This is a genomic window from Lysobacter sp. P5_B9, assembly GCF_054049835.1.
Window position 1 is genome coordinate 62,231 of record NZ_JBFULP010000006.1, and the last position, 25,824, is coordinate 88,054.

General features: G+C 65.8%; 22 protein-coding genes. 16 read left to right on the plus strand and 6 right to left on the minus strand.

Annotated features, from left to right (window positions below; translation table 11 throughout):
• The first annotated feature begins 1 nt into the window (after window position 1).
• The 3 genes from ACXJJ9_RS12945 to ACXJJ9_RS12955 all read left to right on the plus strand — a co-directional run bounded on the left by ACXJJ9_RS12945 (window position 2) and on the right by ACXJJ9_RS12955 (window position 4,604).
• The gene (locus tag ACXJJ9_RS12945) at window positions 2-1,099 is read left to right on the plus strand and encodes a homocysteine S-methyltransferase family protein (protein WP_457097566.1); all 1,098 of its coding nucleotides are present in this window, start codon (window positions 2-4) and stop codon (window positions 1,097-1,099) included.
• A complete protein-coding gene (gene metH, locus ACXJJ9_RS12950; RefSeq protein WP_457097567.1) occupies window positions 1,099-3,789 on the plus strand; it encodes a methionine synthase in 2,691 nt (896 codons plus the stop codon). The genes ACXJJ9_RS12945 and metH overlap by 1 nt, the downstream gene beginning before the upstream one ends.
• A 167-nt stretch (window positions 3,790-3,956) precedes the next feature.
• Window positions 3,957-4,604, plus strand: coding sequence for a hypothetical protein (locus tag ACXJJ9_RS12955; RefSeq protein ID WP_457097568.1), 648 nt, complete (start codon window positions 3,957-3,959; stop codon window positions 4,602-4,604).
• Window positions 4,605-4,612: 8 nt separating this feature from the next.
• On the opposite strand, the gene ACXJJ9_RS12960 is transcribed toward ACXJJ9_RS12955, so the two are convergent.
• The 5 genes from ACXJJ9_RS12960 to ACXJJ9_RS12980 all read right to left on the minus strand — a co-directional run bounded on the left by ACXJJ9_RS12960 (window position 4,613) and on the right by ACXJJ9_RS12980 (window position 8,855).
• Window positions 4,613-5,248, minus strand: coding sequence for a DUF2058 domain-containing protein (locus ACXJJ9_RS12960; RefSeq protein ID WP_457097569.1), 636 nt, complete (start codon window positions 5,246-5,248; stop codon window positions 4,613-4,615).
• 45 nt (window positions 5,249-5,293) lie between these two features.
• Window positions 5,294-5,527, minus strand: coding sequence for a SlyX family protein (locus tag ACXJJ9_RS12965; RefSeq protein WP_310052834.1), 234 nt, complete (start codon window positions 5,525-5,527; stop codon window positions 5,294-5,296).
• Between the two features lie 16 nt (window positions 5,528-5,543).
• Window positions 5,544-6,893, minus strand: coding sequence for a UDP-glucose dehydrogenase family protein (locus ACXJJ9_RS12970; RefSeq protein WP_457097570.1), 1,350 nt, complete (start codon window positions 6,891-6,893; stop codon window positions 5,544-5,546).
• A gap of 140 nt (window positions 6,894-7,033) precedes the next feature.
• Complete coding sequence (locus tag ACXJJ9_RS12975; protein ID WP_457097571.1) at window positions 7,034-7,816, minus strand: FKBP-type peptidyl-prolyl cis-trans isomerase; 783 nt, start codon at window positions 7,814-7,816, stop codon at window positions 7,034-7,036.
• Window positions 7,817-7,913: 97 nt separating this feature from the next.
• Window positions 7,914-8,855, minus strand: coding sequence for an FKBP-type peptidyl-prolyl cis-trans isomerase N-terminal domain-containing protein (locus tag ACXJJ9_RS12980; RefSeq protein ID WP_457097572.1), 942 nt, complete (start codon window positions 8,853-8,855; stop codon window positions 7,914-7,916).
• A gap of 546 nt (window positions 8,856-9,401) precedes the next feature.
• Between ACXJJ9_RS12980 and ACXJJ9_RS12985 the strand changes: the two genes are divergently transcribed.
• The 5 genes from ACXJJ9_RS12985 to ACXJJ9_RS13005 all read left to right on the plus strand — a co-directional run bounded on the left by ACXJJ9_RS12985 (window position 9,402) and on the right by ACXJJ9_RS13005 (window position 13,045).
• Window positions 9,402-9,743, plus strand: coding sequence for a hypothetical protein (locus tag ACXJJ9_RS12985; protein ID WP_457097573.1), 342 nt, complete (start codon window positions 9,402-9,404; stop codon window positions 9,741-9,743).
• A gap of 3 nt (window positions 9,744-9,746) precedes the next feature.
• Window positions 9,747-10,118: a GntR family transcriptional regulator gene (locus ACXJJ9_RS12990; RefSeq protein WP_310052842.1), complete on the plus strand. Its 372-nt coding sequence runs from the start codon at window positions 9,747-9,749 to the stop codon at window positions 10,116-10,118.
• On the plus strand, window positions 10,115-10,999 hold the full coding sequence (locus tag ACXJJ9_RS12995) for an ABC transporter ATP-binding protein (protein ID WP_457097574.1): 885 nt from the start codon (window positions 10,115-10,117) through the stop codon (window positions 10,997-10,999). Before ACXJJ9_RS12990 ends, ACXJJ9_RS12995 begins: the two co-directional genes overlap by 4 nt.
• Window positions 10,996-12,039, plus strand: coding sequence for an ABC-2 transporter permease (locus tag ACXJJ9_RS13000; protein WP_457097575.1), 1,044 nt, complete (start codon window positions 10,996-10,998; stop codon window positions 12,037-12,039). The genes ACXJJ9_RS12995 and ACXJJ9_RS13000 overlap by 4 nt, the downstream gene beginning before the upstream one ends.
• Before the next feature lie 238 nt (window positions 12,040-12,277).
• A complete protein-coding gene (locus ACXJJ9_RS13005; protein ID WP_457097576.1) occupies window positions 12,278-13,045 on the plus strand; it encodes a hypothetical protein in 768 nt (255 codons plus the stop codon).
• Between the two features lie 50 nt (window positions 13,046-13,095).
• Here the strand turns inward: ACXJJ9_RS13005 and ACXJJ9_RS13010 are convergent, their stop codons facing one another.
• A complete protein-coding gene (locus ACXJJ9_RS13010) occupies window positions 13,096-14,514 on the minus strand; it encodes a class II fumarate hydratase (protein WP_457097577.1) in 1,419 nt (472 codons plus the stop codon).
• A 143-nt stretch (window positions 14,515-14,657) separates the two neighbouring features.
• On the opposite strand from ACXJJ9_RS13010, the gene purB reads away from it, so the two are divergent.
• The 8 genes from purB to ACXJJ9_RS13050 all read left to right on the plus strand — a co-directional run bounded on the left by purB (window position 14,658) and on the right by ACXJJ9_RS13050 (window position 25,819).
• Entirely contained in the window at window positions 14,658-16,028 is a 1,371-nt protein-coding gene (gene purB / locus ACXJJ9_RS13015; protein ID WP_457097578.1) for an adenylosuccinate lyase, read from the plus strand.
• An 85-nt stretch (window positions 16,029-16,113) separates the two neighbouring features.
• Window positions 16,114-16,515, plus strand: a complete 402-nt coding sequence (locus ACXJJ9_RS13020; protein ID WP_457097579.1) for a VOC family protein — start codon at window positions 16,114-16,116, stop codon at window positions 16,513-16,515.
• Between the two features lie 24 nt (window positions 16,516-16,539).
• Entirely contained in the window at window positions 16,540-17,784 is a 1,245-nt protein-coding gene (locus ACXJJ9_RS13025) for a JmjC domain-containing protein (RefSeq protein ID WP_457097580.1), read from the plus strand.
• Window positions 17,781-18,698, plus strand: a complete 918-nt coding sequence (locus ACXJJ9_RS13030; protein ID WP_457097581.1) for a GNAT family N-acetyltransferase — start codon at window positions 17,781-17,783, stop codon at window positions 18,696-18,698. Before ACXJJ9_RS13025 ends, ACXJJ9_RS13030 begins: the two co-directional genes overlap by 4 nt.
• Window positions 18,699-19,082: 384 nt before the next feature.
• Complete coding sequence (locus ACXJJ9_RS13035) at window positions 19,083-21,914, plus strand: 2-oxoglutarate dehydrogenase E1 component (protein ID WP_457097722.1); 2,832 nt, start codon at window positions 19,083-19,085, stop codon at window positions 21,912-21,914.
• 65 nt (window positions 21,915-21,979) lie between these two features.
• The gene (gene sucB / locus ACXJJ9_RS13040; RefSeq protein ID WP_457097582.1) at window positions 21,980-23,200 is read left to right on the plus strand and encodes a dihydrolipoyllysine-residue succinyltransferase; all 1,221 of its coding nucleotides are present in this window, start codon (window positions 21,980-21,982) and stop codon (window positions 23,198-23,200) included.
• 121 nt (window positions 23,201-23,321) lie between these two features.
• Window positions 23,322-24,749, plus strand: a complete 1,428-nt coding sequence (gene lpdA / locus ACXJJ9_RS13045) for a dihydrolipoyl dehydrogenase (protein WP_457097583.1) — start codon at window positions 23,322-23,324, stop codon at window positions 24,747-24,749.
• Between the two features lie 212 nt (window positions 24,750-24,961).
• A complete protein-coding gene (locus ACXJJ9_RS13050; protein ID WP_457097584.1) occupies window positions 24,962-25,819 on the plus strand; it encodes a class I SAM-dependent methyltransferase in 858 nt (285 codons plus the stop codon).
• Window positions 25,820-25,824: the final 5 nt, after the last annotated feature.

The window sequence follows — 25,824 nt, forward strand, 5'->3', positions numbered from 1 at the left end:
AATGAACACGCTACCCTGGCTCCATCCCGCCCGTGTCGAGGCGCTGCAGCGGCAGCTGCGCGACCGCATCCTGGTGATCGACGGCGCGATGGGCACGATGATCCAGCAGCACCAGCTGGAGGAAGCCGACTATCGCGGCACGCGCTTTGTCCACGGCTACGACGACCACCACGCGCCCTCCGGCCACGCCCATGGCGATGGCTGCGGCTGCGCGCGCGACCAGCGCGGCAACAACGACCTGCTGAGCCTGACGCGCCCCGAGGTCATCCGGGAGATCCACGTGCAGTACCTCGAAGCGGGTGCCGACCTGATCGAGACGAACACGTTCAATTCAACGACCATCTCGCTCGCCGACTACGGCCTCGAACACCTCGCCCGCGAGCTCAACGAGACCGGGGCGCGCCTCGCGCGTGCGGCCTGCGATGCGATCGAAGCACAGGATCCCTCGAAGCCGCGCTTCGTCATCGGCGTCCTCGGCCCGACCAGTCGCACCGCATCCCTGAGTCCGGACGTGAACCGCCCCGGCTTCCGCGCCATCAGCTTCGACGAATTGCGCGTGGCCTACCGCGAAGCCACCGACGGGCTGATCGACGGCGGCAGCGACGTGATCATGGTCGAAACCATCTTCGACACGCTCAACGCCAAGGCCGCGCTGTTCGCGGTCGAGGAAGCCTTCGAAGCACGCGGCGCGCGCCTGCCGGTGATGATTTCCGGCACGATCACCGACGCTTCCGGCCGCACCCTGTCCGGGCAGACGGCCGAGGCGTTCTGGTACTCGCTGCGACACGCGCAGCCGCTGTCCATCGGGCTGAACTGCGCATTGGGCGCGAAGGACCTGCGTGCGCACGTCGACGTGCTGGCGCAGGTGGCCGATACCTATGTCAGCACGCATCCGAACGCCGGCCTGCCCAACGCGTTTGGCGGTTATGACGAAACACCGGAAGACATGGCCGGGGTGCTGCGCGAGTTTGCCCAGGCCGGCCTGCTCAACCTGGTCGGCGGCTGCTGCGGCACGACTCCGGCGCACATCGCCGCCATCGCCGAAGCGGTTTCGGATGTCGTCCCGCGCCAGGTTCCGCAGCTGGTGGACGCCGCCTGATGTCGCAAGTGCTGCCCCGCCAGACCCGTCTCAGCGGTCTCGAGCCGCTGCAGATCACCCCGCAGAGCAACTTCGTCAACGTCGGTGAGCGCACCAACGTCACCGGCTCGGCCCAGTTCAAGAAGCTGATCCTCGAGGGCCGTTACGACGAAGCCGTCGTCGTGGCGCGCCAGCAGGTCGAGAACGGCGCGCAGGTCATCGACGTCAACATGGACGAGGGCATGCTCGACTCCGAGCAGGCGATGGTCACGTTCCTCAACCTGATGGCGGCCGAGCCCGATATCGCCCGCGTGCCGGTGATGGTGGACAGCTCGAAGTTCAGCGTGATCGAGGCCGGCCTGAAGTGCCTGCAAGGCAAGGGCATCGTCAACTCGATCTCGATGAAGGAAGGCGAGGCCGAGTTCCTGCGCCAGGCACGCCTGGTGCGCCGCTATGGTGCCGCCGTCGTGGTCATGGCGTTCGACGAGGTGGGCCAGGCCGACACGGTCGAGCGCAAGGTCGATATCTGTTCCCGCGCCTACCAGCTGCTGACCGAGGAGATCGGCTTCCCGCCCGAGGACATCATCTTCGATCCCAACGTGTTCGCGATCGCCACCGGCATCGACGAGCACAACGACTACGCGGTGGCCTTCATCGAGGGCGCGCGCGAGCTGAAGCGCCGCTTCCCCTTCAGCCATGTCTCGGGCGGCGTGTCGAACGTCTCGTTCTCGTTCCGTGGCAATGAGCCGGTGCGCCAGGCGATCCACGTGGTTTTCCTCTACCACGCGATCCGGGCTGGCATGGACATGGGCATCGTCAATGCCGGCGCCCTGCCCCTGTACGACGAGCTGGACCCGGACCTGCGCGAACGCGTCGAGGATGTGGTGCTCAACCGCCGCGCCGACGCCACCGAGCGCCTCCTCGCGATCGCCGACCGCTACAAGGGCAGGAAAGGCGAGAAGAAAACCGAAGACCTGGCGTGGCGCGACAAGCCGGTCCGCGCACGCCTGTCGCATTCGCTGGTCCACGGCATCGACCAGTACATCGAAACCGATACCGAAGAGGCCCGCGCGCAGTCCACGCGCCCCCTGGACGTGATCGAAGGCCCGTTGATGGACGGCATGAACGTCGTCGGCGACCTGTTCGGCGCCGGCAAGATGTTCCTGCCGCAGGTAGTGAAGTCGGCACGCGTCATGAAGAAGGCCGTGGCCTACCTCCTGCCCTACATCGAGGCCGAGAAGCTGCGCACCGGCGATGTCGGCAAGTCCAACGGCAAGATCGTGATGGCGACCGTCAAGGGCGACGTGCACGACATCGGCAAGAACATCGTGGGCGTGGTACTGGCCTGCAACAACTTCGAAGTGATCGACCTGGGCGTGATGGTGCCGGCGCAGACCATCCTCGACCGCGCCAGGGCCGAAAACGCCGACCTGATCGGTCTGTCCGGCCTGATCACGCCGTCACTGGAAGAAATGAGCCATGTCGCCCGCGAGATGCAGCGGCAGGGCTTCGAGATGCCGCTGCTGATCGGCGGTGCGACCACCTCGCGCGCGCACACCGCGCTCAAGATCGACCCTCATTACAGGCAGCCGACGGTCTGGGTGAAAGACGCGTCGCGCGCCGTAGGCGTGGCGCAGTCGCTTATCAGCGCCGATCTGCGCACGCCATTCGTCGCTGCCAACGATGCGGACTACGCGGAGATCCGCCAGCGTCATCGCAACCGGGGGGACGGCAAGCGACTGGTGTCGCTGGAGAAGGCCCGCGGCCAGAAGTTCGCAGGCCAGTGGAGCGATTACACGCCGCCGCTGCCGAAGCAGCCTGGCCTGCATGTCCTCGACGACTATCCGCTGGCCGAACTGGTCGGCTTCATCGACTGGACGCCGTTCTTCAACACCTGGGAGCTGGCCGGCAGGTATCCCGCGATCCTTACCGACGAGATCGTCGGCGCCCAGGCCAGCGAGCTGTATCGCGACGCCCGCGCGATGCTGAAGCAGCTGGTCGAGGAAAAGTGGCTGACCGCCCGGGCAGTATTCGGTCTGTGGCCGGCGAACTCGCTGGGCGACGACGTGGTCGTCGAAGCGGACGGCAAGCCAACGACCCTCTGCTTCCTGCGCCAGCAGGTGGACAAGCCCGCCGATCGACCCGACTTCTGCCTCGCCGACTTCATCGCGCCGAAGGACTCCGGCAAGCAGGACTGGCTCGGCGGATTCGCGGTTACGGCGGGCATCGGGATCGAGGAGCACGTCGCACGCTTCGAAGCCGACCATGATGACTACAACGCCATCCTGCTCAAGGCCCTGGCCGACCGCCTCGCCGAAGCGTTCGCCGAGCGCCTGCACGAACGCGTGCGCAAGGAGTTCTGGGGCTACGCCGGCGACGAGTCGCTCGACAACGATTCACTGATCGACGAAAAGTATCGCGGCATCCGCCCTGCTCCCGGCTACCCGGCGTGCCCGGAACACAGCGAGAAAGCGACGCTGTTCCGCCTGCTCGATGCCGAGCGCAACGCCGGGGTGAAGCTCACCGAGAACTTCGCCATGTATCCGGCGGCCGCGGTATCGGGCTACTACTTCAGCCACCCGCAGAGCCAGTATTTCGTCGTCGGCCGCGTGTCGAAGGAGCAGGTCGAGGATTACGCGCGGCGTAAGGGCGTGAGCTTGGCGCAGGCGGAGCGTTGGTTGGCCTCCAATCTGGACTACGACCCGGAGTAGTCATTTTCCCACGCGCGGCGGCGCGGCATGCATCACTGCCGCTCCATGGCTGAGGCAGCGCGGACTACGATCCGGAGTAAGCGCAAGTCAGCGCGACGCGAAGCGGTGTTCGACTACGATCCGGGGTGGATGCATGTGCCGGGCAGACCCGGCTCACAGGGGCGACCGTGAATTCCAACGCTGACTTCATCGAGCGGCATGCCGCACCGGGCCGCATCGGGCTGTGCGGCGGCCGTGACTGGATCAACAAGCTGATCCGCAAGGCACAGGCGCCCCTAACCGCGGACGGACACCGCAGCCTGTGGTCGCATGCTTTCCTCTTCAGCGAGCGACGCAGCGACGGCCAGTGGTGGGTGATCGAGTCCGACCTCGACGTGCGTTATCGGCAGGTTCGCCTGGGTGTGCAGGAGAATCGCGCGTCCCGCTATTTCGACGCGGAGGCCTTCCCCAATCTGGCGATACTCGATTTCCACCTTGATGACGAGCAGACGCGGCAGGTACAGGCATCCGCACTGGACCTGCTCTCCGGCTTGTCGAGCTATTCATTGCGTGAATTGGCAGGCACCCTGCTTGCCATGCACAGCACGCGTCTGCGTGCCCGTGGCAACCTGCTGTCACAGGAGGGCGCGCTGTACTGTTCGGCGATGGTCCAGCATTGCTATGCGGCGGCTGGCATCCACTTCCTGCCCGGTGTTGACCGCAAGAACGTAGCGCCGCACGACATCGACGACTCGACCGTGCCCCATGCATCGCACCGGCTGATCCGCGACCTTGGCGTGTCGCGGTTGCGGCGTGCGGTCAAGGCAATCGTGTAACGCCGCGTTTACCAGACCAGGTCGTCGGGGACCTGGAATTGCGGGTCGGCGTAGGGATCATCTTCGGCCGGCGCATCGGGATCGACCTTGAGCGCGATGGCCGCGGGAAAGATCTCGGCTGCCTGCGCCATCAGCTCGGACGAGACCAGCACGTAGCGGCCATCGAGCTGCAGCACGCCCAGTTCGCCCGCGTTGAGCGCTTTCAACTGTTCGGCGGTGACATAGACGCGCTTGATCTTGCCGCCGTAGGGAAAGTGGCGGGCGATGTCGGCATCCGCGTTGTTCAGCGCCTTGTCCTTCACCAGGTCGGTCAGCTTGGCGCGGGCTTCGCGGCGCTTGCGGGCTTCCTCCTGCTTCGCGGCTTCGGCGGCGATGCGTTCGTCCTTCTCGCGTTGGGAGCGCAGCGCATAGGCCTTGGCGAGGTCGATCTCCTCGCGTGAACGCTGACCCGGCTTCGCGCCCGGCTTGTGTGCAGGGCGTTGCTGCGGCTTTCCGGCCGGAGCGCCACCCTGCCGGCCATGCGACGGCTTGCCGTGTTGCGGCTTGCCCTGCGATGCGCCGGGCTTGTTGCCCGCGGGACGTTCGGGTTTGGGCGCCGGCTTGAAGCCGAGGCCGAGAAGTTGGTCGCGAAGACTGTCGCTCATTGCGTGTGCTGCTGCGTTGCCGGGACGGGGAATGGAAGTAGTCGGTCAGTAATGCGGAGGCGGCGGTTCCTGCGAGGCATCGCCGGTCAACGGGGTTGCGGACAGGGTACTGCGGATCGCCTTCAGCTCTTCCAGGGCGCGATGCAGCAACAGCGCCGTGCGGCCCTCCTCGTCCCGCGCAGCGGCCAGCGCATCGCTGAGGTCGAGCAGGGCCTGTTCCTGGAAAGCGACGCGCGTTTCCAGGTCGGCCAGGCGGTGTTCGAGTTGTTCTGGCGTCATCGCACGCATCCGAGGCTCAGGAAGAGCCATTGCCCTTGATCGAACGGCCGCGGCCAATGCCGTAGTACGCCAGGCCCGCCTGCTCGACTTCGTGCGGTTGGTACAGGTTGCGGCCGTCGAAGATCGCCTTGTCGGTCAGTGTCGCGTGCAAGCGGCCGAAGTCGGGGCTGCGGAACTGCTTCCACTCGGTGACGACGGCCAGTACATCCGCGCCATCGATCGCATCGCGCGCCGATTCGCACAGCACCAGGTCATCGCGCTTTCCGAAAATGCGCTCCGCCTCGTGGCTCGCTTCCGGATCGTACGCACGCACCCTGGCCCCGGCTTCCCACAGGCGTGCGAGCAGCGTGCGGCTGGATGCTTCGCGCATGTCGTCGGTGTTGGGCTTGAAGGCAAGGCCCCACACGGCAACGGTCTTGCCGGCGATATTGCCGTTGTAATGGGCGTTGATCAGCTCGAACAGGCGATGCTTCTGGCGTCCGTTGACCGCCTCGACGGCCTCCAGGATCTGGGCGTTGTAGCCATGCTGCCGTGCGGTGCGCTCCAGCGCCTGCACATCCTTGGGGAAGCAGGAACCGCCATAACCGGCGCCGGGATAGATGAAGCTGTAGCCGATGCGCGGATCCGAACCGATGCCGTGGCGCACGTGCTCGATGTCGGCGCCTACGCGTTCGGCGATGTTCGCCATCTCGTTCATGAAGCTGATCTTGGTCGCCAACATCGCATTCGCTGCGTACTTGGTCAGCTCGGCCGAGCGCACGTCCATCGCCACGATGCGTTCGTGGTTGCGGTTGAACGGCGCGTACAGGCGCTTGAGCTGTTCGATCGAAGCAGGATCGCTGGCGCCGATCACGATGCGGTCCGGGCGCATGCAGTCCTTGACCGCATCGCCCTCCTTGAGGAATTCGGGATTGGAGGCGACGTCGAACGCGATCTGCACACTGCGGGCTTCGAGTTCGGCCGCGATCACCGCGCGCACCTTGTCGGCCGTGCCGACGGGCACCGTGGATTTGTCGACGATCACCGCGGGCTGTTCCAGGTTCTGCCCGATCGTCCTGGCGACTGCCAGTACGTACTTCAGGTCGGCGCTGCCATCCTCGTCGGGCGGCGTGCCCACCGCGATGAAGATCGTGTTGCCGTGCTGGATGGCGGTGGCGGCGTCGGTGGTGAAGTTGAGGCGCCCGGACGCATGGTTGGCCTTGACCATCGGTTCGAGGCCCGGCTCGTAGATCGGGATGATGCCGTTGTTGAGGCCTTCGACTTTCGCCTTGTCGATGTCGACGCAGACCACGTCATGGCCGACTTCGGCCAGGCAGGTTCCCGTGACGAGGCCGACATAGCCGGTGCCGAAGATTGTGACGCGCATGGACTCGTTTCCTTCCCTTTGCGGATGACAGCAGACCCGGAGAGCAATCGCTGGAATCCGTTCCGCGAGTGTCCTGCGACACTCGCGACCTTGGCGGTGGCGGCTTCACGGCGAAGCCGCCCCTCTCGTTGTGGAGACCCTTACTTCGCTTCGGGCTTCACGATTTCAAGCAGTTCGACTTCAAACACCAACGTGGCGTTCGGGCCGATCGGGCCACCCTGGGTGCCCGCTTCGCCATAACCGATCGACGCGGGGATCCACAGCTTGTACTTGCTGCCCACCGGCATCAGCGCGAGGCCCTCGCGCCAGCCCGGAATCACGCCGGCCAGCGGGAAGGTGGCCGGCGTACCGCGGTCGTAGGAGCTGTCGAACGTCTTGCCGTCGAGGAGCGAGCCCTTGTAGTGCACGCGAACGACGTCGCTATCCTGCGGCTTCGGGCCCGTGCCTTCGGTGATGACCTGGTACTGCAGGCCCGACGGGGTGGTCTTCACGCCCGGCTTCTTGGCGTTCTCGGCGAGGAACTTGGCGCCGGCTTCCTTGTTGGTCTTCGCCTCCGCCATCATCTTGGCGATCTGCTTGGCCTGCATCTTCTGGCCAAAGGCTTCGGCGATCTGCTGCGCCTGCTTCTCGTCCATCAGCATCTTCTCGCCCGCAACCGACGACTTGATGGCCTTGGTGAGGACCTCGACATCGACCTCGTCCTTGACCTGTTCCAGCGACTTGCCCATCTGCATGCCGATCATGTAGCTGACCTTGTCCTTCTCGGTCGGCAGGCCGGCGATCTGCGGACCGGAATCCTTCGCGCTCTCTTCGGTCTTGGCGTCGGACTTGGCCTTGTCCGCGGAAGGGTTGCAGGCGGTGACGGTGACTGCGAGTGCGGCCGCGGCAAGGGCCACGGAAACGTGGCGGTTAAAACGGGTCATCAGAAGCTCCTGGGGATTTCACATTTGGCAAGGCCGGACACGCTGGGGGCGTCCGGCTGAACATCGCGTAAGAACGCGGGCGATTCGCTTGGACGGCTTACTGCGGCGTGATCGCCAGCAGTTCGACATCGAACACCAGCGTGGAGTTCGGGCCGATGCCACCCTGGGGCATGCCCTGGGGGCCGTAGGCGAGGTCGCCAGGGATCCAGAAGCGGTACTTGGCGCCCACCGGCATGAGTGTCAGGCCCTCTGTCCAACCCTGGATCACCTGGTTGAGTCCGAATTCGGTCGGCTGGCCACGTTCGTAGGAGCTGTCGAACACAGTGCCGTCCAGCAGCGCGCCCTGGTAGTTCACACGGACATGGTCCGAGGCGCGCGGACGCGGGCCGGCGCCCTGGCGCAGGACCATGTACTGCAGGCCGGAAGGCGTGGTGAATACGCCCTTCTCTGTCTTGTGCTTGGCGAGGAAATCGGTGCCCGCCGCCTTGTTCTTGTCCGCCGCGACCGCGGCCTTTGCCTGCAACTGCGATTGCACCTTCTGCGAGAAGGACTCACGGATCGCACCCAGCTCCGCCTCGCTCAACAGCAGCGTGCCGTTGCCCATCGCGGCGCGTACGCCCTGCAGGAACACCGGAAAATCGATCTCCTCATGGATCGGTGCCAGCGAGCGGCCAACGTCGGCGCCCACCAGCAGGCCGACCTTGTCCTTGCCGATCTCAGGAACCTTGGCACCGGCGGCCGGCGGGCTGTTGCGCGCGCTGATGCGCGCCATCAAGGCCTGGCCGGTGCTCTTGGCTTCGTCGGGGGTCAACAGCGGCTTGCCGCCGGTGAAGGCGTTGCGGACGGCTTTCTCGAACGCGGCCATGTCCAGGTCCGGGCCAACGGGAGCGATCGAATGACCGATGTCGGTACCGACCATGTAGCTGGCCTTTTCGCGGTCGGTGGTCAGCACGGTCTTGTCCTGGGCAGAGGCAGCGGTGCCGAACAGCACCGCCGCAGTGGTCAACAGCGCAGCAACGCCGCGCAGCAAGGGCTTCATGAAGACTCCTGAGGGACACGCCGCGAGCGCGGCGCGAAGCCACTATTGTCGCGGCCGATTGCGGCAGGGGCAATGCGGCGGACCCACGGAGTCCCCGATCTGCGGCATGCGCCCCGTTCGATCCCGGGCAACCCACCCCGCAATTCAGCGCTCAGAAAAATTCGCAGCTCTGTTGATCTCCAAACTTGTTCCTTCGCAGGTCAGTGGCGGAAGCAAGGCAGCACGCCCGCCGCGTCAGATGCGGCTTCTTGGGGGCTCCGACTGTTGGCGAGCCCAAGGGATCAAACGCCCCGTTCAGCGCATTTGGTGGAGGACCGGCCGCGCCTCCCGCCGAGCGGTGCTGTTTCGCCTGACCGCCTTGGGGAGCCGAGCACTCACCAATGAGGTGTAACATATTGATATGTATGCAAATTACACGGAACGGCCGGCCTGGCTCGGCGATGACCCATACCGTGACTTCAGTTGGGGTCCGCCCTTGTTGACGTTACGTGTTTAGGTGTTATAGTTGCATACAACACCGGTCTACCAACGAGCAGGACGTTCGCCATGAACAGCAAGCTCCGCAACTCGCTCTCCGCCTTCGCAGCTTCCTGCGCCACGCTGGCCATCGCCCTGATGGTCGCCGTGCCCGCCGGCAACACGCCTGTGCAGGACGTCGTGTCGCAGGACCTTTCCCCGGCCTCGGCCACCCGCCAGCGCGCGAATGAAATCGACTCGCTGGCCAAGGCCGTCGCCTTGTCCGCTGAAATCGCCGCCGCTTCGGCGCTGGCGCTGGAATCGAACAGCGGCATGGATGCCCAAGCCAAACAGCGCATGCCCCTCCAGGGCTCGCGCCACCGCCGGCAGACCGTCGTCATGCCGTACTTCTCCTTCTCGCCGCGGGGCTGAACCATGACCGCAATCCAGTGGAGCGACAGCGCTCCCATCTATCGCCAGCTGAAGGAGCGTGTCATCGCGATGATGCTCGATGGCCTGCTCAAGCCCGGCGACGCCCTGCCCTCCGTGAGGCAGGTGGCCGCCGAGTATCAGCTCAATCCAATCACCGTCTCGCGCGCCTATCAGGAACTGGCGGACGAGGCTCTCGTCGAAAAACGCAGGGGTCTGGGCATGTACGTCACAGAAGAAGCCGCAAGGAAGTTGCTGTTCAATGAACGTGATCGCTTCCTGCGCGAGGAATGGCCGCAGGTGGTCGAGCGCATCAAACGCCTGGGCCTGAAGATCGAGGAACTGCTCGCGACCGGCGGCCTGGAAGGTGTGCAATGAACGCTCCCTCCAACATTGCCACTGGCACGGTCGTCGACGCCCGCAACTTGCGCAAGCACTACAAGAACAAGCTCGCGCTCGACGGCACCAACTTCCATATCCCCAACGGCCGCATCATCGGCCTGATCGGTCCCAACGGCGCCGGCAAGACCACCGCGCTGAAGGCGATGCTGGGCCTGATCCCGTTCGAGGGCGAACTTTCCGTCCTTGGACGCGATCCGCGCACCCAGCGCGACGACCTGATGAGGGATGTCTGCTTCATCGCCGACGTGGCCGTGCTGCCGCGCTGGATCAAGGTGAAGGAAGCCATCGAATTCGTCGCCGGGGTGCATCCGCGCTTCGATCGCGCCAAGTGCGAACGCTTCCTCGCGCACACCCAGCTCAAGCCCGAACTGCGAGTGCGCGAACTCTCCAAGGGCATGATCGTGCAGCTGCACCTGGCCCTGGTGATGGCGATCGACGCCAAGCTGCTGGTACTGGACGAGCCGACGCTCGGCCTCGACATCCTCTACCGCAAGCAGTTCTACCAGCGCCTGCTGGAAGACTACTTCGACGAGGAGAAGACCATCATCGTCACCACCCACCAGGTCGAAGAGATCGAACACATCCTCACCGACGTCATGTTCATCCGCGACGGCAAGATCGTGCTCGATGCACCGATGGAGGCCATCGGCGACCGCTACGTCGAACTCCTGGTCAATGGCGACCGGACGGACGAAGCGCGCAACCTCAAGCCCATCGACGAACGCGCCCTGCCATTCGGCAAGACCGTGATGCTGTTCGACGGCATCGAACAGGCCCGCCTGTCCCCGCTGGGTGAAACCCGCACCCCGGGCCTGGCCGACCTGTTCGTCGCCACCATGAAAGGGACCTACGCATGAACGCCGTTGCAGAAACCCGCACTCATTCCGCGGCTGCACCCCACTCCACCCACAAGCTCAAGCTGCTGCTGAAGCGCGAGTTCTGGGAGCACAAGGGCGGCTTTTTCTGGGCGCCGCTGGTGGCCGGTGGCATCTCGCTGCTGCTTACGATCCTCGGCATCATCTTCGGCGAGATCACCGCGCGCCGCGCCATGGCGGACGGCAAGCTGAAGTTCGATGACGGCGTCGTCATCAACGGCCTCGACCTGGGCGCCCTCACCGGGCGGCTGGGCCCGGAAGATATGTCCAAGCTCGGCCACGGCATCGACCTGAGCCTGTTCGTCGCCTCTTCCTGGCCCTTCATCGTGCTCGGCTTCGTGGTGTTCTTCTATTGCCTGGGTGCGTTGTACGACGATCGCAAGGACCGCAGCGTGCTGTTCTGGAAATCGCTGCCGATCTCCGATCGGGACACCGTGGTCTCCAAGGTCCTGAGTGCGCTGCTGGTCGCGCCGATCCTGGCCCTCGCGGCTTCGTTGGTGACGATGGTCGGCTTCATGCTGGTGCTGAGCGCGGTCGTGCTGCTGCACGGCGGCAATCCGTTCACCCTGCTGTGGAGCCCGGGCAGCCCGCTCTCCGTGGTAAGCGCCTTCATGATCGGCATCCCGGTGTACGCCCTGTGGGCGCTGCCTACCGCCGGCTGGCTGCTGCTGTGCTCGGCCTGGGCGCGCAGCAAGCCCTTCCTCTGGGCGATCATGATCCCGGTGTTCTCCGGCATCTTCGTGAGCTGGTTCGATCTCACCAGGCTGTTCAACCTGGACTCGTCCTGGTACTGGAAGCACATTGTCGGCCGCATGCTGCTGGGCACCTTCCCGGGCACGGACCTGCTCTACCAGGACGACTTCGGCAAGGGCGTCGGCGACGTGGCGGGCTCGCTGCACCAGATCTCGGCGGCGACCGCACTGCACAGCCTGGCCATGCCGGAACTCTGGATCGGCGCAGCCGCTGGCCTGGCAATGATCTTCGGCGCGATCCGCCTCCGCCGCTGGCGGGACGAGGGGTGAGGCAGGCCGCTTGCGCGGCACTGCCGCGCGGCCTGCCGAACGCCCGGCCATGGATGGCCGGGCAGGACTCTCCGAAGCCAGTGATGTCTCGCCATGGATGGCAGCAAATACACAAGGCGCGAGCCGGCCATGGATGCCCGGGCAGACTTGCCGAAGCCGACAGTGTCTCGCCATGGATGGCAGCGAAACCCCTAAGCGGCGCCCCACTTCGAAATCTGCTTGACCAAAGGATTTCCCAATGAAACCACGCCACATCATCACCGTCGCCCTGCTCTCCTGCATGCCGCTGGTTGCCTGCAGCAACACCAACACCCCGCCTCCCAAGCCGGAACCGTCCGCATCGGCTCCCGCCCCCGAAGCGAACACCACGCTGGGCCGCGTCGTGCAGAAGGAAATCCGCCAGGCCCGCGAAAAACTCGCCACCGAAAACGTCAGCGTGGGCAGCGTGCACGTCCGCGGCGGTCACGGCGGCGTCAACATTTCCTCCGATGACAACGACAATCTCCCGAAAGCCGAGATCACGCCCAAGGGCGACTTGCTGATCGAAGGCAAGGCCGTGGCCATCAATGCCGAACAGCGCGCGCTCCTGATGGAATACCGCGCGCACATCATCGGCATCGCCGAAAGCGGGATGGACATCGGCATGCAGGGTGCCGACCTTGCCGCCAAGGCCGTGGGCGAAGCCTTCAAGGGCATCTTCTCCGGCAAGTCGGAGCAGGACATCGAGAACAGCGTCGAAGCCGAGGCCGCCGGGATCAAGATGGCGGCCGCCAAGCTGTGCGGACGCCTGCCGGACATGATGGCGTCGCAGCAGAAAGTCGCCGCCGCCGTCCCGGAGTTCAAGCCCTACGCGACGATGACGAAGGAAGACATCGAGGATTGCTTCGAGGAATCGAAGCAGCAAGCCAATTCGTCGATGAACGCCGCGGAGCGCGCGGCGGCCGCCGCGACCGAAGCGAACACACAGACGAAAGCGGCGACGAAAGCGCCGACGAAGTCGAACTGACGCATACGGAGCCGAGCGTGGGCGCAGGTCGCCCACGCTTTTCCGGTGGCCTAGCCGCCGCCTCCGGCTCCGCCGCCCTGGATTCCCCCCTTCGTCAACGCCGTGGCATCGAGCATCTTCCGCAACTGCGTTTCCGGCAGGCCGCTGCGCTCAAGCGCCACCTCCAGGACCGGACGACCTTCCTTGTAGGCCTGCTTGGCGATCGCCGCGGCCTGCTCGTAGCCGATTATCGGATTGAGCGCCGTGACCAGGATGGGATTGCGATCCAACGCCTCGCGCACATGGTCCGCGCGCACGCGCAGGCCGGCAATGGCGGTATCGGCCAGCAGCCGCATCGAGTTGGATAGCAGCCGGATCGAATCCAGCAGGTCGTAGGCAATCAGCGGCAGCATGACGTTGAGCTGGAAGTTGCCGCTCTGCCCCGCAATGGTGATGGCGGTGTGGTGCCCCATCACCTGGGCGCACACCATCGTCAGCGATTCGGGAATCACCGGATTGACCTTGCCCGGCATGATCGAACTCCCGGGCTGCAGCGCCGGCAGTTCGATTTCACCGAAGCCCGCGATTGGACCGGAGTTCATCCAGCGCAGGTCGTTGGCGATCTTCATCAATGCCACCGCCAGCGCGCTCAGCTGCCCCGAGAGTTCGACCGCGTCGTCCTGGGAGGCCAGGCCCTCGAACTTGTCCGATGCCGATTCGAACTTCGTGCCCGCCAGCGACGACAGCGCGCGCGCCATCGCGCGACCGAAACGCGGATCGGCGTTGATTCCGGTGCCGATCGCGGTGCCACCGATCGGCAGCCTTCGCAGCCGCTTGAGCGCGTCGTCGATACGGGACTGCGCGGAGGCGAGCTGCGCCGCCCAGGCCCCGAACTCCTGCGCGAAGGTGAGCGGCATCGCATCCATGAGGTGGGTGCGGCCGGTCTTGGTGACCTTGCCCAGCGACTTCGCCCGGCGCTCGATGGTCTTGCGCAGGTGAACAAGCGCCGGCAGCAACTGCTCCGTCACCGACAGTTGTGCGGAAACCCGGATCGCGGTCGGGATGACGTCGTTGGAACTCTGCGCCAGGTTGACGTGGTCGTTGGGGTGGACCTTGGCGCGGCCCGAGCGCGAAGCGAGCGTCGCGATCACCTCGTTGGCATTCATGTTGCTCGACGTGCCCGAGCCGGTCTGGAAGACGTCGATCGGAAACTGCGCGTCATGCCTGCCCTCCGCCACCTCCAGCGCCGAGGCCCGGATCGCCGCCGCCGCACCCTTGTCCAGCAAGCCGAAGCCGCCGTTGACCTCGGCTGCGGCCGCCTTGATCAGGCCCAGCGCGCGGATGAACTCACGCGGCATCGGGACGCCTGATACGGGAAAGTTCTGCACGGCACGCTGGGTCTGCGCACCCCACAACGCGTCGGCGGGTACGCGCAGTTCACCCATGCTGTCGTGTTCCAGGCGGACACCTGCCGCGGTCTTCTTCGCCATCCCGCTCTCCTTGTTCGAGGCCATGGCCAGCTTACGCTCAGTGGGAAGGAGCGGCCGCACCCGGAGCCGTGGGCCGGCCACCGGGGCCAAGCCTGTAGACCAAGCCTGTAGAATCGCGGTTTGCCTTCGCTGCCCCGGCCGCCATGTCCGTCGAAACCCAGCTCCTCGCCCTCTCCCCGCTCGATGGCCGCTATGCCGGCAAGGTCGATGCCCTGCGGCCGATCTTTTCCGAATTCGGCCTGATCAAGGCCCGCGTGAAGGTCGAGGTGGAATGGCTGCTCGCGCTGGCCCACGAGCCGGGCATCACCGAGCTGACGCCGTTTTCCGAAGCTGCGGCCGCACGGCTGCGTGCGTTGGCCGACAACCTCAGCGTCGCCGACGCGGCGCGGGTGAAGGAAATCGAGCGCACCACCAACCACGACGTCAAGGCAGTCGAGTACCTGATCAAGGAAAAACTCAAGGGCGATGCCGAGCTCGGTCCGGCGCTTGAGTTCGTCCACTTCGCCTGCACAAGCGAGGACATCAACAACCTCAGCTACGCCCTGATGCTCAACGAGGCGCGCCAGGAAGTGCTGCTGCCCAGACTCGACCAGCTGATCGAGAAGCTGCGTGCGATGGCGCACGAACACGCGGCGGTGCCGATGCTCTCGCGCACCCACGGCCAGACGGCCTCGCCGACCACCGTTGGCAAGGAGCTGGCCAACGTCGTCGCCCGCCTGCAGCGCCAGGGCGAAGTGCTGGCCGGCCTGCCGATGCCAGGCAAGATCAACGGTGCGGTGGGCAACTACAACGCCCACGTCGCTGCGTATCCCGATCTCGACTGGACCACCTTCTCGCGTCGCTTCGTCGAATCGCTTGACCTCACCTGGCAGCCCTACACCACCCAGATCGAGCCGCACGACGGCGTTGCCGAGCTGTGCGACGTGTCCAAGCGGATCGACACCATCGCCATCGACCTGTGCCGCGACATCTGGGGCTATATCTCGCAGGGCTACTTCAAGCAGGCCGTCAAGGCCGGCGAAGTCGGCAGCTCGACCATGCCGCACAAGGTCAACCCGATCGACTTCGAGAACGCTGAAGGCAACTTCGGCATCGCCAGCGCGTTGTTCGAACACTTCGCCGCCAAGCTGCCGATCAGCCGCTGGCAGCGCGACCTCACCGATTCGACCGTGCTGCGCGCGCTGGGCACCGCCTTCGGCCACATGCTGATCGGCTTCGAGTCGCTGCAGCGCGGCCTGAACAAGCTCAGCATCAATCCCGAGCGCCTTGCCGCCGACCTCGATGCCGCCTGGGAAGTCCTGGCCGAAGCCGTGCAGACGGTAATGCGCCGCCATGGCCTGCCCAATCCGTACGAACAACTGAAGGCACTGACCCGTGGACAGGGCATCACCGAGGCCTCGATGCGGGAATTCATCGCATCCCTGGACCTGCCGGCGGATGCCAGGCAGCGCCTGCTGGACATGACGCCAGGCAGCTACATCGGCGTGGCCGATCGCCTCGCCAGGGACGTCTGAGTGCAACGCGGCTAACCCCGCCGCAACACGCCCCGAACCCGCCACGAAGTAGAATCCGCGGCCTCGCCTCCGCAGGGTCGCCGCCGTGAAGTTGCTGCTCAACATCGACGTCCCTGAGATCGCGACCGCAGAAGCCTTCTACACCGCGGCCTTCGGCCTGCACGCGGGTCGGCGCTTCGGATCCGACGGCCTCGAACTGCTGGGCCTGGAAGCACCGCTGTACCTGCTGGCCAAGCCGGAAGGCAGCGTCGGAGCCGGCGATTCGCAACGCAGCTACGCGCGGCATTGGTCGCCGGTGCATTGCGACTTCGTCGTCGACGACCTGGACCTCGCGCTCGTCCGCGCCATCGCCGCGGGCGCGGTGCAGGAAGGCGCCACGCGCGACGCCGTATGGGGCCGCATCGTGCAGATCGGCGACCCCTATGGCCATGGCTGGTGCCTGATCGAGTTCCGCGGCCGCGGCTACGATGAAATCGCGACGAACTGAGTTCGTCCCACACCGGCGAAGACCATGGCACGACAGAAATCCACGCACTCCACCCGCAGCAGCGCCAGGCAAGCCAAGGCGCCGCCGATCGAGGTCCATGCCTCCGCCCAGCCGCCCCTCGGCATGCCACCTGCGCAGTTCCTGCGCGACTACTGGCAGAAGAAGCCGCTGCTGATACGCAACGCCTTCCCCGGCTTCGAATCGCCGATCCAGCCCGAGGACCTCGCCGGCCTGGCCTGCGAGGAAGGCACGCTGTCGCGCATCGTTGCCCATGATCGCGCACGCGACGCCTGGTTGCTGCGCCACGGCCCCTTCGACGAAGGCATGTTCCCCGACATGCCGCACCACGACTGGACCTTGCTGGTGCAGGACGTCGACAAATGGGACAGCGACATCGCCGCATTGCTCGACGCGTTCGACTTCCTGCCGCGCTGGCGTATCGACGACGTCATGGTGTCGTTCGCGGCGCCCGGCGGTTCGGTCGGTGCGCACGTGGACCAGTACGACGTATTCCTGCTGCAGGCGCTGGGGCATCGGCGCTGGCAGGTCGACGCCGGCGACAACCCCTCGACCGAGTTCCGCAACGACGTCGAACTCAAACTGCTGCGTGAGTTCCATCCCACGCACGAATGGCTGCTGCGTCCGGGCGACATGCTGTACCTGCCGYCCGGTGTGCCGCACCACGGCGTGGCCGAAGACGCGTGCCTGACCTTCTCGGTGGGGATGCGCGCGCCGAGCGCGGCCGAACTGCTGGGCGATTTCGTCGACACCCTGGCAGCCGACGCCGATGACGGCCTGCGCTTTCGCGATCCCGACCTGGCGCCGGCGAGCGATCCGGCCCTGATCGACGACGATGCGATGCACCGCGCGATCGAGGCGCTGAACATGCTGCGCATGAACGACCCCGATCGCTTGGGCGACTGGTTCGGCCGCTTCATCACCCTGTACCGCAATGCCGGCGAGGTGATGGCGGCGCCAGAGAGCGGGCGTTCGCGCATCGAGATCGAATGGGACCTGCAGCACGGCGCCGCGCTGGTGCGGCATCCCTATTCGCGCATGGCATGGCGCAAGGCCGGGCGTGGGGCCAAGCTCTATGTCAACGGCCAGGACCATGACTTGCCGGTGCGCGATGCAAAATCCGTTGCCAATGCCAAGGGGATCGATGGCGCGACGTATGCGGCGCTCTCCGAGGCGGGGCGCGACCGCGTCCACGAATTGCTGCAGGCCGGCCACTACAGCCTGACCATCGAGGGCGAGGAAGAGGAATGAGCGTCGTGACCGCGCCAGAACAGGCTTTCACCGTGGAAGCCGTCGACTACCAGGCCGCGCTGCCCCACCTGCGCGCCGTGCGCGACGCCGTCTTCGTGCAGGAACAGGGCGTGCCACGGGAGCTGGAGTGGGACGAACTCGATCCGCTCTGCCATCACGTCCTTGCCCGCGATACCCAGGGCCAGCCGATCGGTACGGGCCGGCTGACGCCCGAGCACAGGATCGGGCGCATGGCAGTGCTTCCGGAATGGCGCGGCCGCGGCGTCGGCGACGCCCTGCTGCTGGCGTTGATCGATACCGCACGCACGCTGGGCTGGCATGACTTGTCGCTGCATGCGCAGGTATCGGCGTACGGTTTCTATGCGCGCCACGGCTTCCTGCCCTACGGTGATCGCTTCGTCGAAGCCGGCATCGACCATCAGTCGATGCGGCGCCTGCTCGATGCCACCAACGCCGTGGAAACGCATGACGCCGCGATCGCCGCCCTGCTCGGCATCATCGGCACCGCGCGCCGCGAACTGTGGATCTACAGCCGCGAACTCGACCCCGGCCTGCTCGACCAGGCGGACGTGCTCGCGGCGCTGCGCCGTTTTGCCACCCAGCGCGGCGTCGCCCACATCCTGCTCCAGGACGCAGTTGCCCCGCAGTCGGCGCATGCGCCCCTGATCGGGCTGTCACAGCGCCTGCCGAGCGCGTTCCTGTTGCGGGCCATCGAGGAACCGGTGGATCGCGCCTATGCCGCGGCGTTCATCGCCAATGACCGCGGCGGGTGGTATTTCCGTCCGCTGGGCCATCGGCCCGAGGGCGAGACGCGCATCGACCAGCCGGCGCGGGCGAAGCAACTGCAGAACGTGTTCGAGCCGGTATGGGAGCGGGCCCGACCTTGCAGCGAGTACCGCACCCTGGGGATCTGACGGGCGCGTGCCCGAAACGCCGGACCACCCCGGACTGCACCTGCGGCCACACCCCATCCCAACCTTCCCCCGCCGCGCGGGGGAAGGAGCCAAGAACAACAGCGAGAAGAAAACACGAAGGGGCCGAGCCGCCCATTACCGCGGCATTTTTCGTGTAAAAGGCGCGTCGTTGCGGCTTTCCGGCCTTGGAACGCTGGCATGTGCGCCCATCTCCTTCGCGGGTCGCGCGGCACTCATGCCATAACTGCTTGATGCAGCGCGACATTGGCTGCGGCTATAATTTTGACCCTTTCGCGTCCCCCGCAGCCCGACGCACCGGCGTTCCCCTGAAATCCTCGCCGGATCAACCGCTTGCCCTACAACTTGGATCTTCCCGACATCATCGTGGACAGTCTTCTCAAGCAGTTTGCCCAGTCGTCGCAGCTCGGCGCCAACGCCGCCTATATCGAAGACCTGTACGAGCAGTACCTGGTCGACCCCGACAGCGTCGGGGTCAAATGGAAGACCTATTTCGATGGCCTCAAGGGCCGCGAAGCCGGTGATGTGCCCCACTCGGCCGTCATCGACCAGATCGCCATGGCCGGCAAGCTCGCCGCCGCTGGCAAGCTGGCGGTGGCCACTGGGGGTGGCGATGAGCGTGAACGCGGCGTCGGCAAGCTGATCACCGCCTACCGGTCGCGCGGCCACCTTGCCGCGAACCTCGACCCGCTGGGCATGATGGCCAAGACCGAAGCCCCGGACCTCAACCTCGGCTTCCACCACCTGTCCGAGAGCGACCTGTCGGCCGAGTTCAGCACCGCTGGCGTCGGCGGCAAGGACCGCATGAAGCTCGGCGACCTCGTCGCCCTGCTCAAGGCCACCTACACCGGTCCGATCGGCGCCGAGTTCATGCACATCACCGACGTCGAGCAGCGTCGCTGGATGCAGGAGCGCATGGAGACCGCGGGCGGCAAGTTCGGCCGCACCGCCGAAGACAAGAAGCGCATCCTCGAGCGCCTCACCGCCGCCGATGGCCTGGAGCGGTACCTCGGCACCAAGTACGTCGGCCAGAAGCGTTTCTCGCTCGAAGGTGGCGACGCCCTGATCCCGCTGATGGACACCACCATCCGTCGCGCCGGCGAACAGGGCGCCAAGGACGTGATCATCGGCATGGCCCACCGCGGCCGCCTCAACGTGCTGGTCAACACGCTCGGCAAGCCGCCACGCCAGTTGTTCGACGAATTCGAAGGCAAGTTCGAGCACGTCCACAACGACCTCGCCCACCAGGGCGACGTGAAGTACCACATGGGCTTCAGCGCCGACATCGCCACCCCCGGTGGCCCGGTGCACCTGGCGCTGGCCTTCAATCCCTCGCACCTGGAAATCGTCGACCCGGTGGTCGCCGGTTCCGTGCGTTCGCGCCAGACCCGTCGCGGCGACAAGGGCCGCCAGCAGGTCGTGCCGATCCTGATCCACGGCGACGCGGCATTCGCCGGCCAGGGCGTGGTGATGGAACTGTTCCAGATGTCGCAGGCCCGCGGCTTCCAGGTCGGCGGCACGATCCATCTCGTCATCAACAACCAGGTCGGCTTCACCACCAGCGACCGCCAAGACGCCCGCTCGACGCTGTACTGCACGGACGTCGCGAAGATGATCAACGCGCCGATCCTGCACGTGAACGGCGACGACCCCGAAGCCGTCGTGTTCTGCGCCGAACTGGCGCTCGACTACCGCAGCCGCTTCGGCCGCGACGTGGTCATCGACCTCGTTTGCTACCGCCGCCACGGCCACAACGAAGCCGATGAGCCGGCCGCGACCCAGCCACTGATGTACCAGGTCATCCGCAAGCACAAGACGCCGCGCGAGCTGTATGCCGCGAAGCTCGTCAGCGAAGGCGTCATCGCGGAAGCCGATGCGCAGGCGCTGGTCGACGGGCTGCGCCAGAAGCTCGACGACGGCGTGGTGACCACGGAACTGGTCGCGACCAAGGCGGACGAATTCACCATCGACTGGTCGCCCTACCTGAAGGGCAAGCTCAGCGACAAGGTCGACACCACGTTCGACGGCAAGAAGCTGAAGAAGCTCGCCGAAACGATCAACGACGTGCCGGCCGAAGTGAAGCTGCATCCGCGCGTTGCCAAGATCTACGAAGACCGCCGCAAGATGACGGCCGGCGAACTGCCGGGCGATTGGGGCTTCGCCGAGAACCTCGCCTACGCCACGCTGCTCGACGACGGCTACAAGCTGCGCCTGGTAGGCCAGGACTGCGGTCGCGGCACGTTCTTCCACCGCCACGCCATCCTGCACGAGCAGACCACGGATGAATACGTGCTGCCGCTGCGTCGCCTGGTCAAGAACCCGTCCGACGTCACCATCATCGACTCGCTGCTGAGCGAGGAAGCCGTGATGGCGTTCGAGTACGGCTACTCCACCGCCGATCCCATGACGCTCGACATCTGGGAAGCGCAGTTCGGCGACTTCGCCAACGGCGCGCAGGTCGTGATCGACCAGTTCCTGTCCTCGGGTGAGGCCAAGTGGGGCCGCCTGTGCGGCCTGGCCCTGTTCCTGCCGCATGGTTACGAAGGCCAGGGACCGGAGCACAGTTCCGCGCGCCTGGAGCGTTTCCTGCAGCTGTGCGCGCTGGAGAACATGATCGTCTGCACGCCGACCACCCCGGCGCAGGCCTACCACATGATCCGCCGGCAGATGCGCATGACCACGCGCAAGCCGCTGGTGGTGATGACGCCGAAGTCGCTGCTGCGCCACAAGCTCGCGGTGTCGACGATGGACGAACTGTCGAAGGGCAGCTTCCAGACCGTGATCCCCGACAAGACCGCCGATGCCAAGAAGGTCAAGCGCGTGGTCGTGTGTGGCGGCAAGGTGTACTACGACCTGCTGGAAGAAGCGCAGAAGCAGAAGCTCGACAACGTCGCCATCGTCCGCGTCGAACAGCTGTATCCGTTCCCGCGCGTCGAACTGGTGGCCGAGCTGAAGCGCTTCAGCGCGGCGACGGATATCGTCTGGTGCCAGGAAGAGCCGCAGAACCAGGGCGCGTGGTACCAGATCCGCCACCACCTTGTCGCGAGCCTCACTGCGAAGCAGTCGCTGCATTACGCAGGTCGCGCACGCTCGCCGTCGCCGGCGGCAGGCCATTTCGCCGACCACGTCATCGAACAGACGGCGCTGGTCGCGGATGCCCTGGTCAATCCGCTGCGTGGCGAGAACGGCCCCGAATAACCCGCCTTGCCGATCAACAGATTCCCGCTTCGTTCGAAACGCATTCCCTTATCAAGGACTCATCCATGAGCACCGAAATCAAAGTCCCGGTCCTGCCGGAATCCGTCTCCGATGCCACCATTGCCACGTGGCACAAGAAGGTCGGTGACGCGGTCAAGCGCGACGAGAACCTGGTCGACCTGGAAACCGACAAGGTCGTGCTGGAAGTGCCCTCGCCGGTCGACGGCGTGCTCAAGGAAATCAAGTTCGCCGAAGGCACGACTGTCAACAGCCAGCAGATCATCGGCATCGTGGAAGCCGGCGCCGCTGCAGCGGCGCCTGCTCCGGCCGAGAAGGCCGCCCAGCCGGCCGCCGGCGCCGAAGAGGTCCAGCCCAAGGCTGCAGCCGCAGCGGCCAAGGCCGCCGCGCCAGCCAGCACCAGCCCCGCTCCGGTCGGTGGCGATCTGCCGCCGGGCGCGCGCTTCGCTGCCGCCACCGCCGGCGTCGATGCCGCCCAGGTCGCAGGCACCGGCCGCCGCGGCATGGTCACCAAGGAAGACATCGTCAACTACGCCTCGGGCAAGACCGCCGGCGTGGGCGGTGGCGCGCGTCCGGAAGAGCGCGTGCCGATGACCCGCATGCGCGCCCGCATCGCCGAGCGCCTGATGCAGTCGAAGAACTCGATCGCCATGCTCACCTCGTTCAACGAAGTGAACCTGGGCAAGGTCATGGCCATGCGCAAGGAGCTGGGCGAGCAGTTCGAGAAGGCCAACGGCATCAAGCTGGGCTTCATGAGCTTCTTCGCCAAGGCCGCCGCCAACGCGCTGCAGAAGTACCCGGTAGTCAACGCCTCGGTCGATGGCAATGACGTGATCTACCACGGCTACGCCGACATCTCGATCGCGGTGTCGACCGACAAGGGCCTGGTCACGCCGGTCGTGCGCAACGTGGAGCGCATGTCGTTCGCCGACATCGAAGCGCAGATAGCCGAATACGCCAAGAAGGCGCGCGACGGCAAGCTCGGCCTCGACGACCTGCAGGGTGGCACCTTCACCATCACCAACGGCGGCACTTTCGGCTCGCTGATGTCGACCCCGATCGTCAACCCGCCGCAGTCGGCGATCCTCGGCATGCACGCCATCAAGGAACGCCCGATTGCCGAGAATGCCCAGGTCGTGATCGCGCCGATGATGTACATCGCGCTGTCCTACGACCACCGCATCATCGACGGCAAGGACGCGGTCCTCTTCCTGGTCGACATCAAGAACCAGCTCGAGAACCCGCACCGCATGCTGCTGGGCATGTGATTCGCTCCCTCCCCCGCTCGCGGGGGAGGGCTGGGGTGGGGGCCGCCATGGCGCCCACACCCCCATCCCAACCTTCCCCCGCCGCGCGGGGGAAGGAGCCAAGAACAACAGCGAGAAGAATATGAGCGAACAGCAGAATTTCGACGTAGTCGTCATCGGCGCCGGCCCCGCCGGCTACCACGCGGCCATCCGCGCCGCGCAGCTCGGCCTGAAGACAGCGTGCATCGACGCCGCGCTCGGCAAGGACGGCAAGCCCGCCCTGGGCGGCACCTGCCTGCGCGTGGGCTGCATTCCGTCGAAGGCGCTGCTCGACAGCTCGCGCCAGTTCTGGAACCTCGGCCACATCTTCGGCGAGCACGGCATCAGCACCAAGGACGCGAAGATCGACGTCCCCACGATGATCGGCCGCAAGGACAAGATCGTGAAGCAGTTCACCGGCGGCATCGCGATGCTGTTCAAGGCGAACAAGGTCGCCACGTTCTATGGCTTCGGCCAGCTGCAGCCGGGCAACGTCGTCAAGGTGAAGCAGCACGACGGCACCGAGGTCGACCTCAAGGGCACCAACGTCATCATCGCCGCCGGTTCGGATTCGATCGAACTGCCGTTCGCCAAGTTCGGCGAGCACATCGTCGACAACATCGGCGCGCTCGATTTCGAAGCCGTGCCCAAGCGCCTCGGCGTGATCGGCGCCGGCGTCATCGGCCTGGAACTGGGCAGCGTGTGGAACCGCCTCGGCTCGCAGGTCACCATCCTCGAAGCGCTGCCGAACTTCCTCGCCGCCGCCGATGCCGAAGTGGCCAAGGTGTCCGCGCGCGAATTCAAGAAGCAGAACCTCGACATCCGCCTCGGCGCCAAGGTCAGCAAGGCCGAGGTGAAGAAGGACGGCGTCCATGTCACCTACACCGACGACAAGGGCGAACAGGCCATCGTCGTCGACAAGCTGCTGGTTTCCGTCGGCCGTCGTGCCGCGACCAAGGGCCTGCTGGCCGATGGCACCGGCGTGAAGGTCGATGCGCGCGGCATGATCGAAGTCGACGAGCACTGCCACACCGGCGTCGACGGCGTCTGGGCCGTGGGCGACTGCGTGCGCGGCCCGATGCTGGCGCACAAGGGTTTCGAGGAAGGCATCGCGGTGGCGGAACTGATCGCCGGCCTGCCTGGCCACGTCAACCTCGACACGATCCCGTGGGTGATCTACACCGAGCCGGAAATCGCGTGGGTCGGCAAGACCGAGGAACAGCTCAAGGCAGAAGGCATCCCGTACAAGGCCGGCAGCTTCCCGTTCGCCGCCGTCGGCCGCGCCGTGGCCATGGCCGAACCGGCGGGCTTCGTGAAGGTTCTCGCCCACGCCGAAACCGACACCGTGCTCGGCATGCACCTGGTCGGCGCCAACGTCTCCGAGCTCGTGCACGAGGGCGTGCTGACGATGGAGTTCAAGGGATCGGCCGACGACCTCGCCCGCATCTGCCACGCGCACCCGAGCATGTCCGAAGCCGTGCACGATGCGGCGATGGCCGTACACAAGCGGTCGATTCACAAAGCCAACTAACGTTGGCTTTGTGGATGACGGAAGTTTGCGTTGCAAACTTCGGTCTCGTGGTCGTACTCCACACCCGCCCTTTCGCCTGCGGCGCGAACCGCCCCTAACTTAGGGGCTAGGGCAAAAAAGCCCTTCTGCACGAGTTGCAGTACATTGGAACGGCGCGCCTCGGTGCGCCGTTCTGCTTTCCGGCCACCTGCTTCCACGCACGGAGTTCGCCCATGACATCGGAAAACCCGATCCGCAACGTCTCCGACACGGCGCTGTGGGTAGCGATCTACCGCGCGATGGAAAGCGAGCGCCCCGATGCGATCTTCCGCGATCCCTATGCGCGCCGCCTTGGCGGAGAGCGCGGCCAGGCGATCGTCGATGCCATGCCGCGCGGCAAGGTCATGAGCTGGCCGATGGTCGTGCGCACCGCGGTGATGGACGAGATCGTCCTGCGCTGCGTCCGGCAGGGTGCGGCGACGGTGCTGAACCTGGCCGCCGGGCTCGATGCCCGCCCCTATCGCCTGGACCTTCCACCGACCCTGCGCTGGCTGCACGTCGACCTGCCCGACATGGTCGACTACTTCCGTTCGCACATGGCCGGCGAGACGCCGCGCTGCGAGCTTGAATTCATTGCTGCCGACCTGCGCGAAGCCGACGCACGGCGCGATGTGTTCGCACGTGCGGCCGAACACGGCCCGGTCCTGGTGATCACCGAAGGGCTGCTGGTTTACCTCGAACCGGAAAACGTCGCCGAGCTGGCGCGCGACCTGCACGATGTCGCCAGGGCCCGGTGGTGGCTCTCCGACCTCGCCTCGCCGATGCTGCTGAAGTACCTGGAGCGACAGTGGCAGCCGCTGCTAAAGCAAGGCAATGCCCCCTTCCGCTTCGGCCCTGCCGAAAGCACGGGATTTTTTGCCCCCTACGGCTGGCGCGAACTCGAATATCGCTCCCATTGGGACGAGTCCCTGCGCCTGAAGCGCACCATGCCCAACATGTGGATGTGGAAAATCCTGCGCTGGCTGCAGCCGAAGAAACGCCGGGAAGCAATGAATCATTTTTCCGGCATCATCCTGCTCGAAGCCAACTGAGCTGC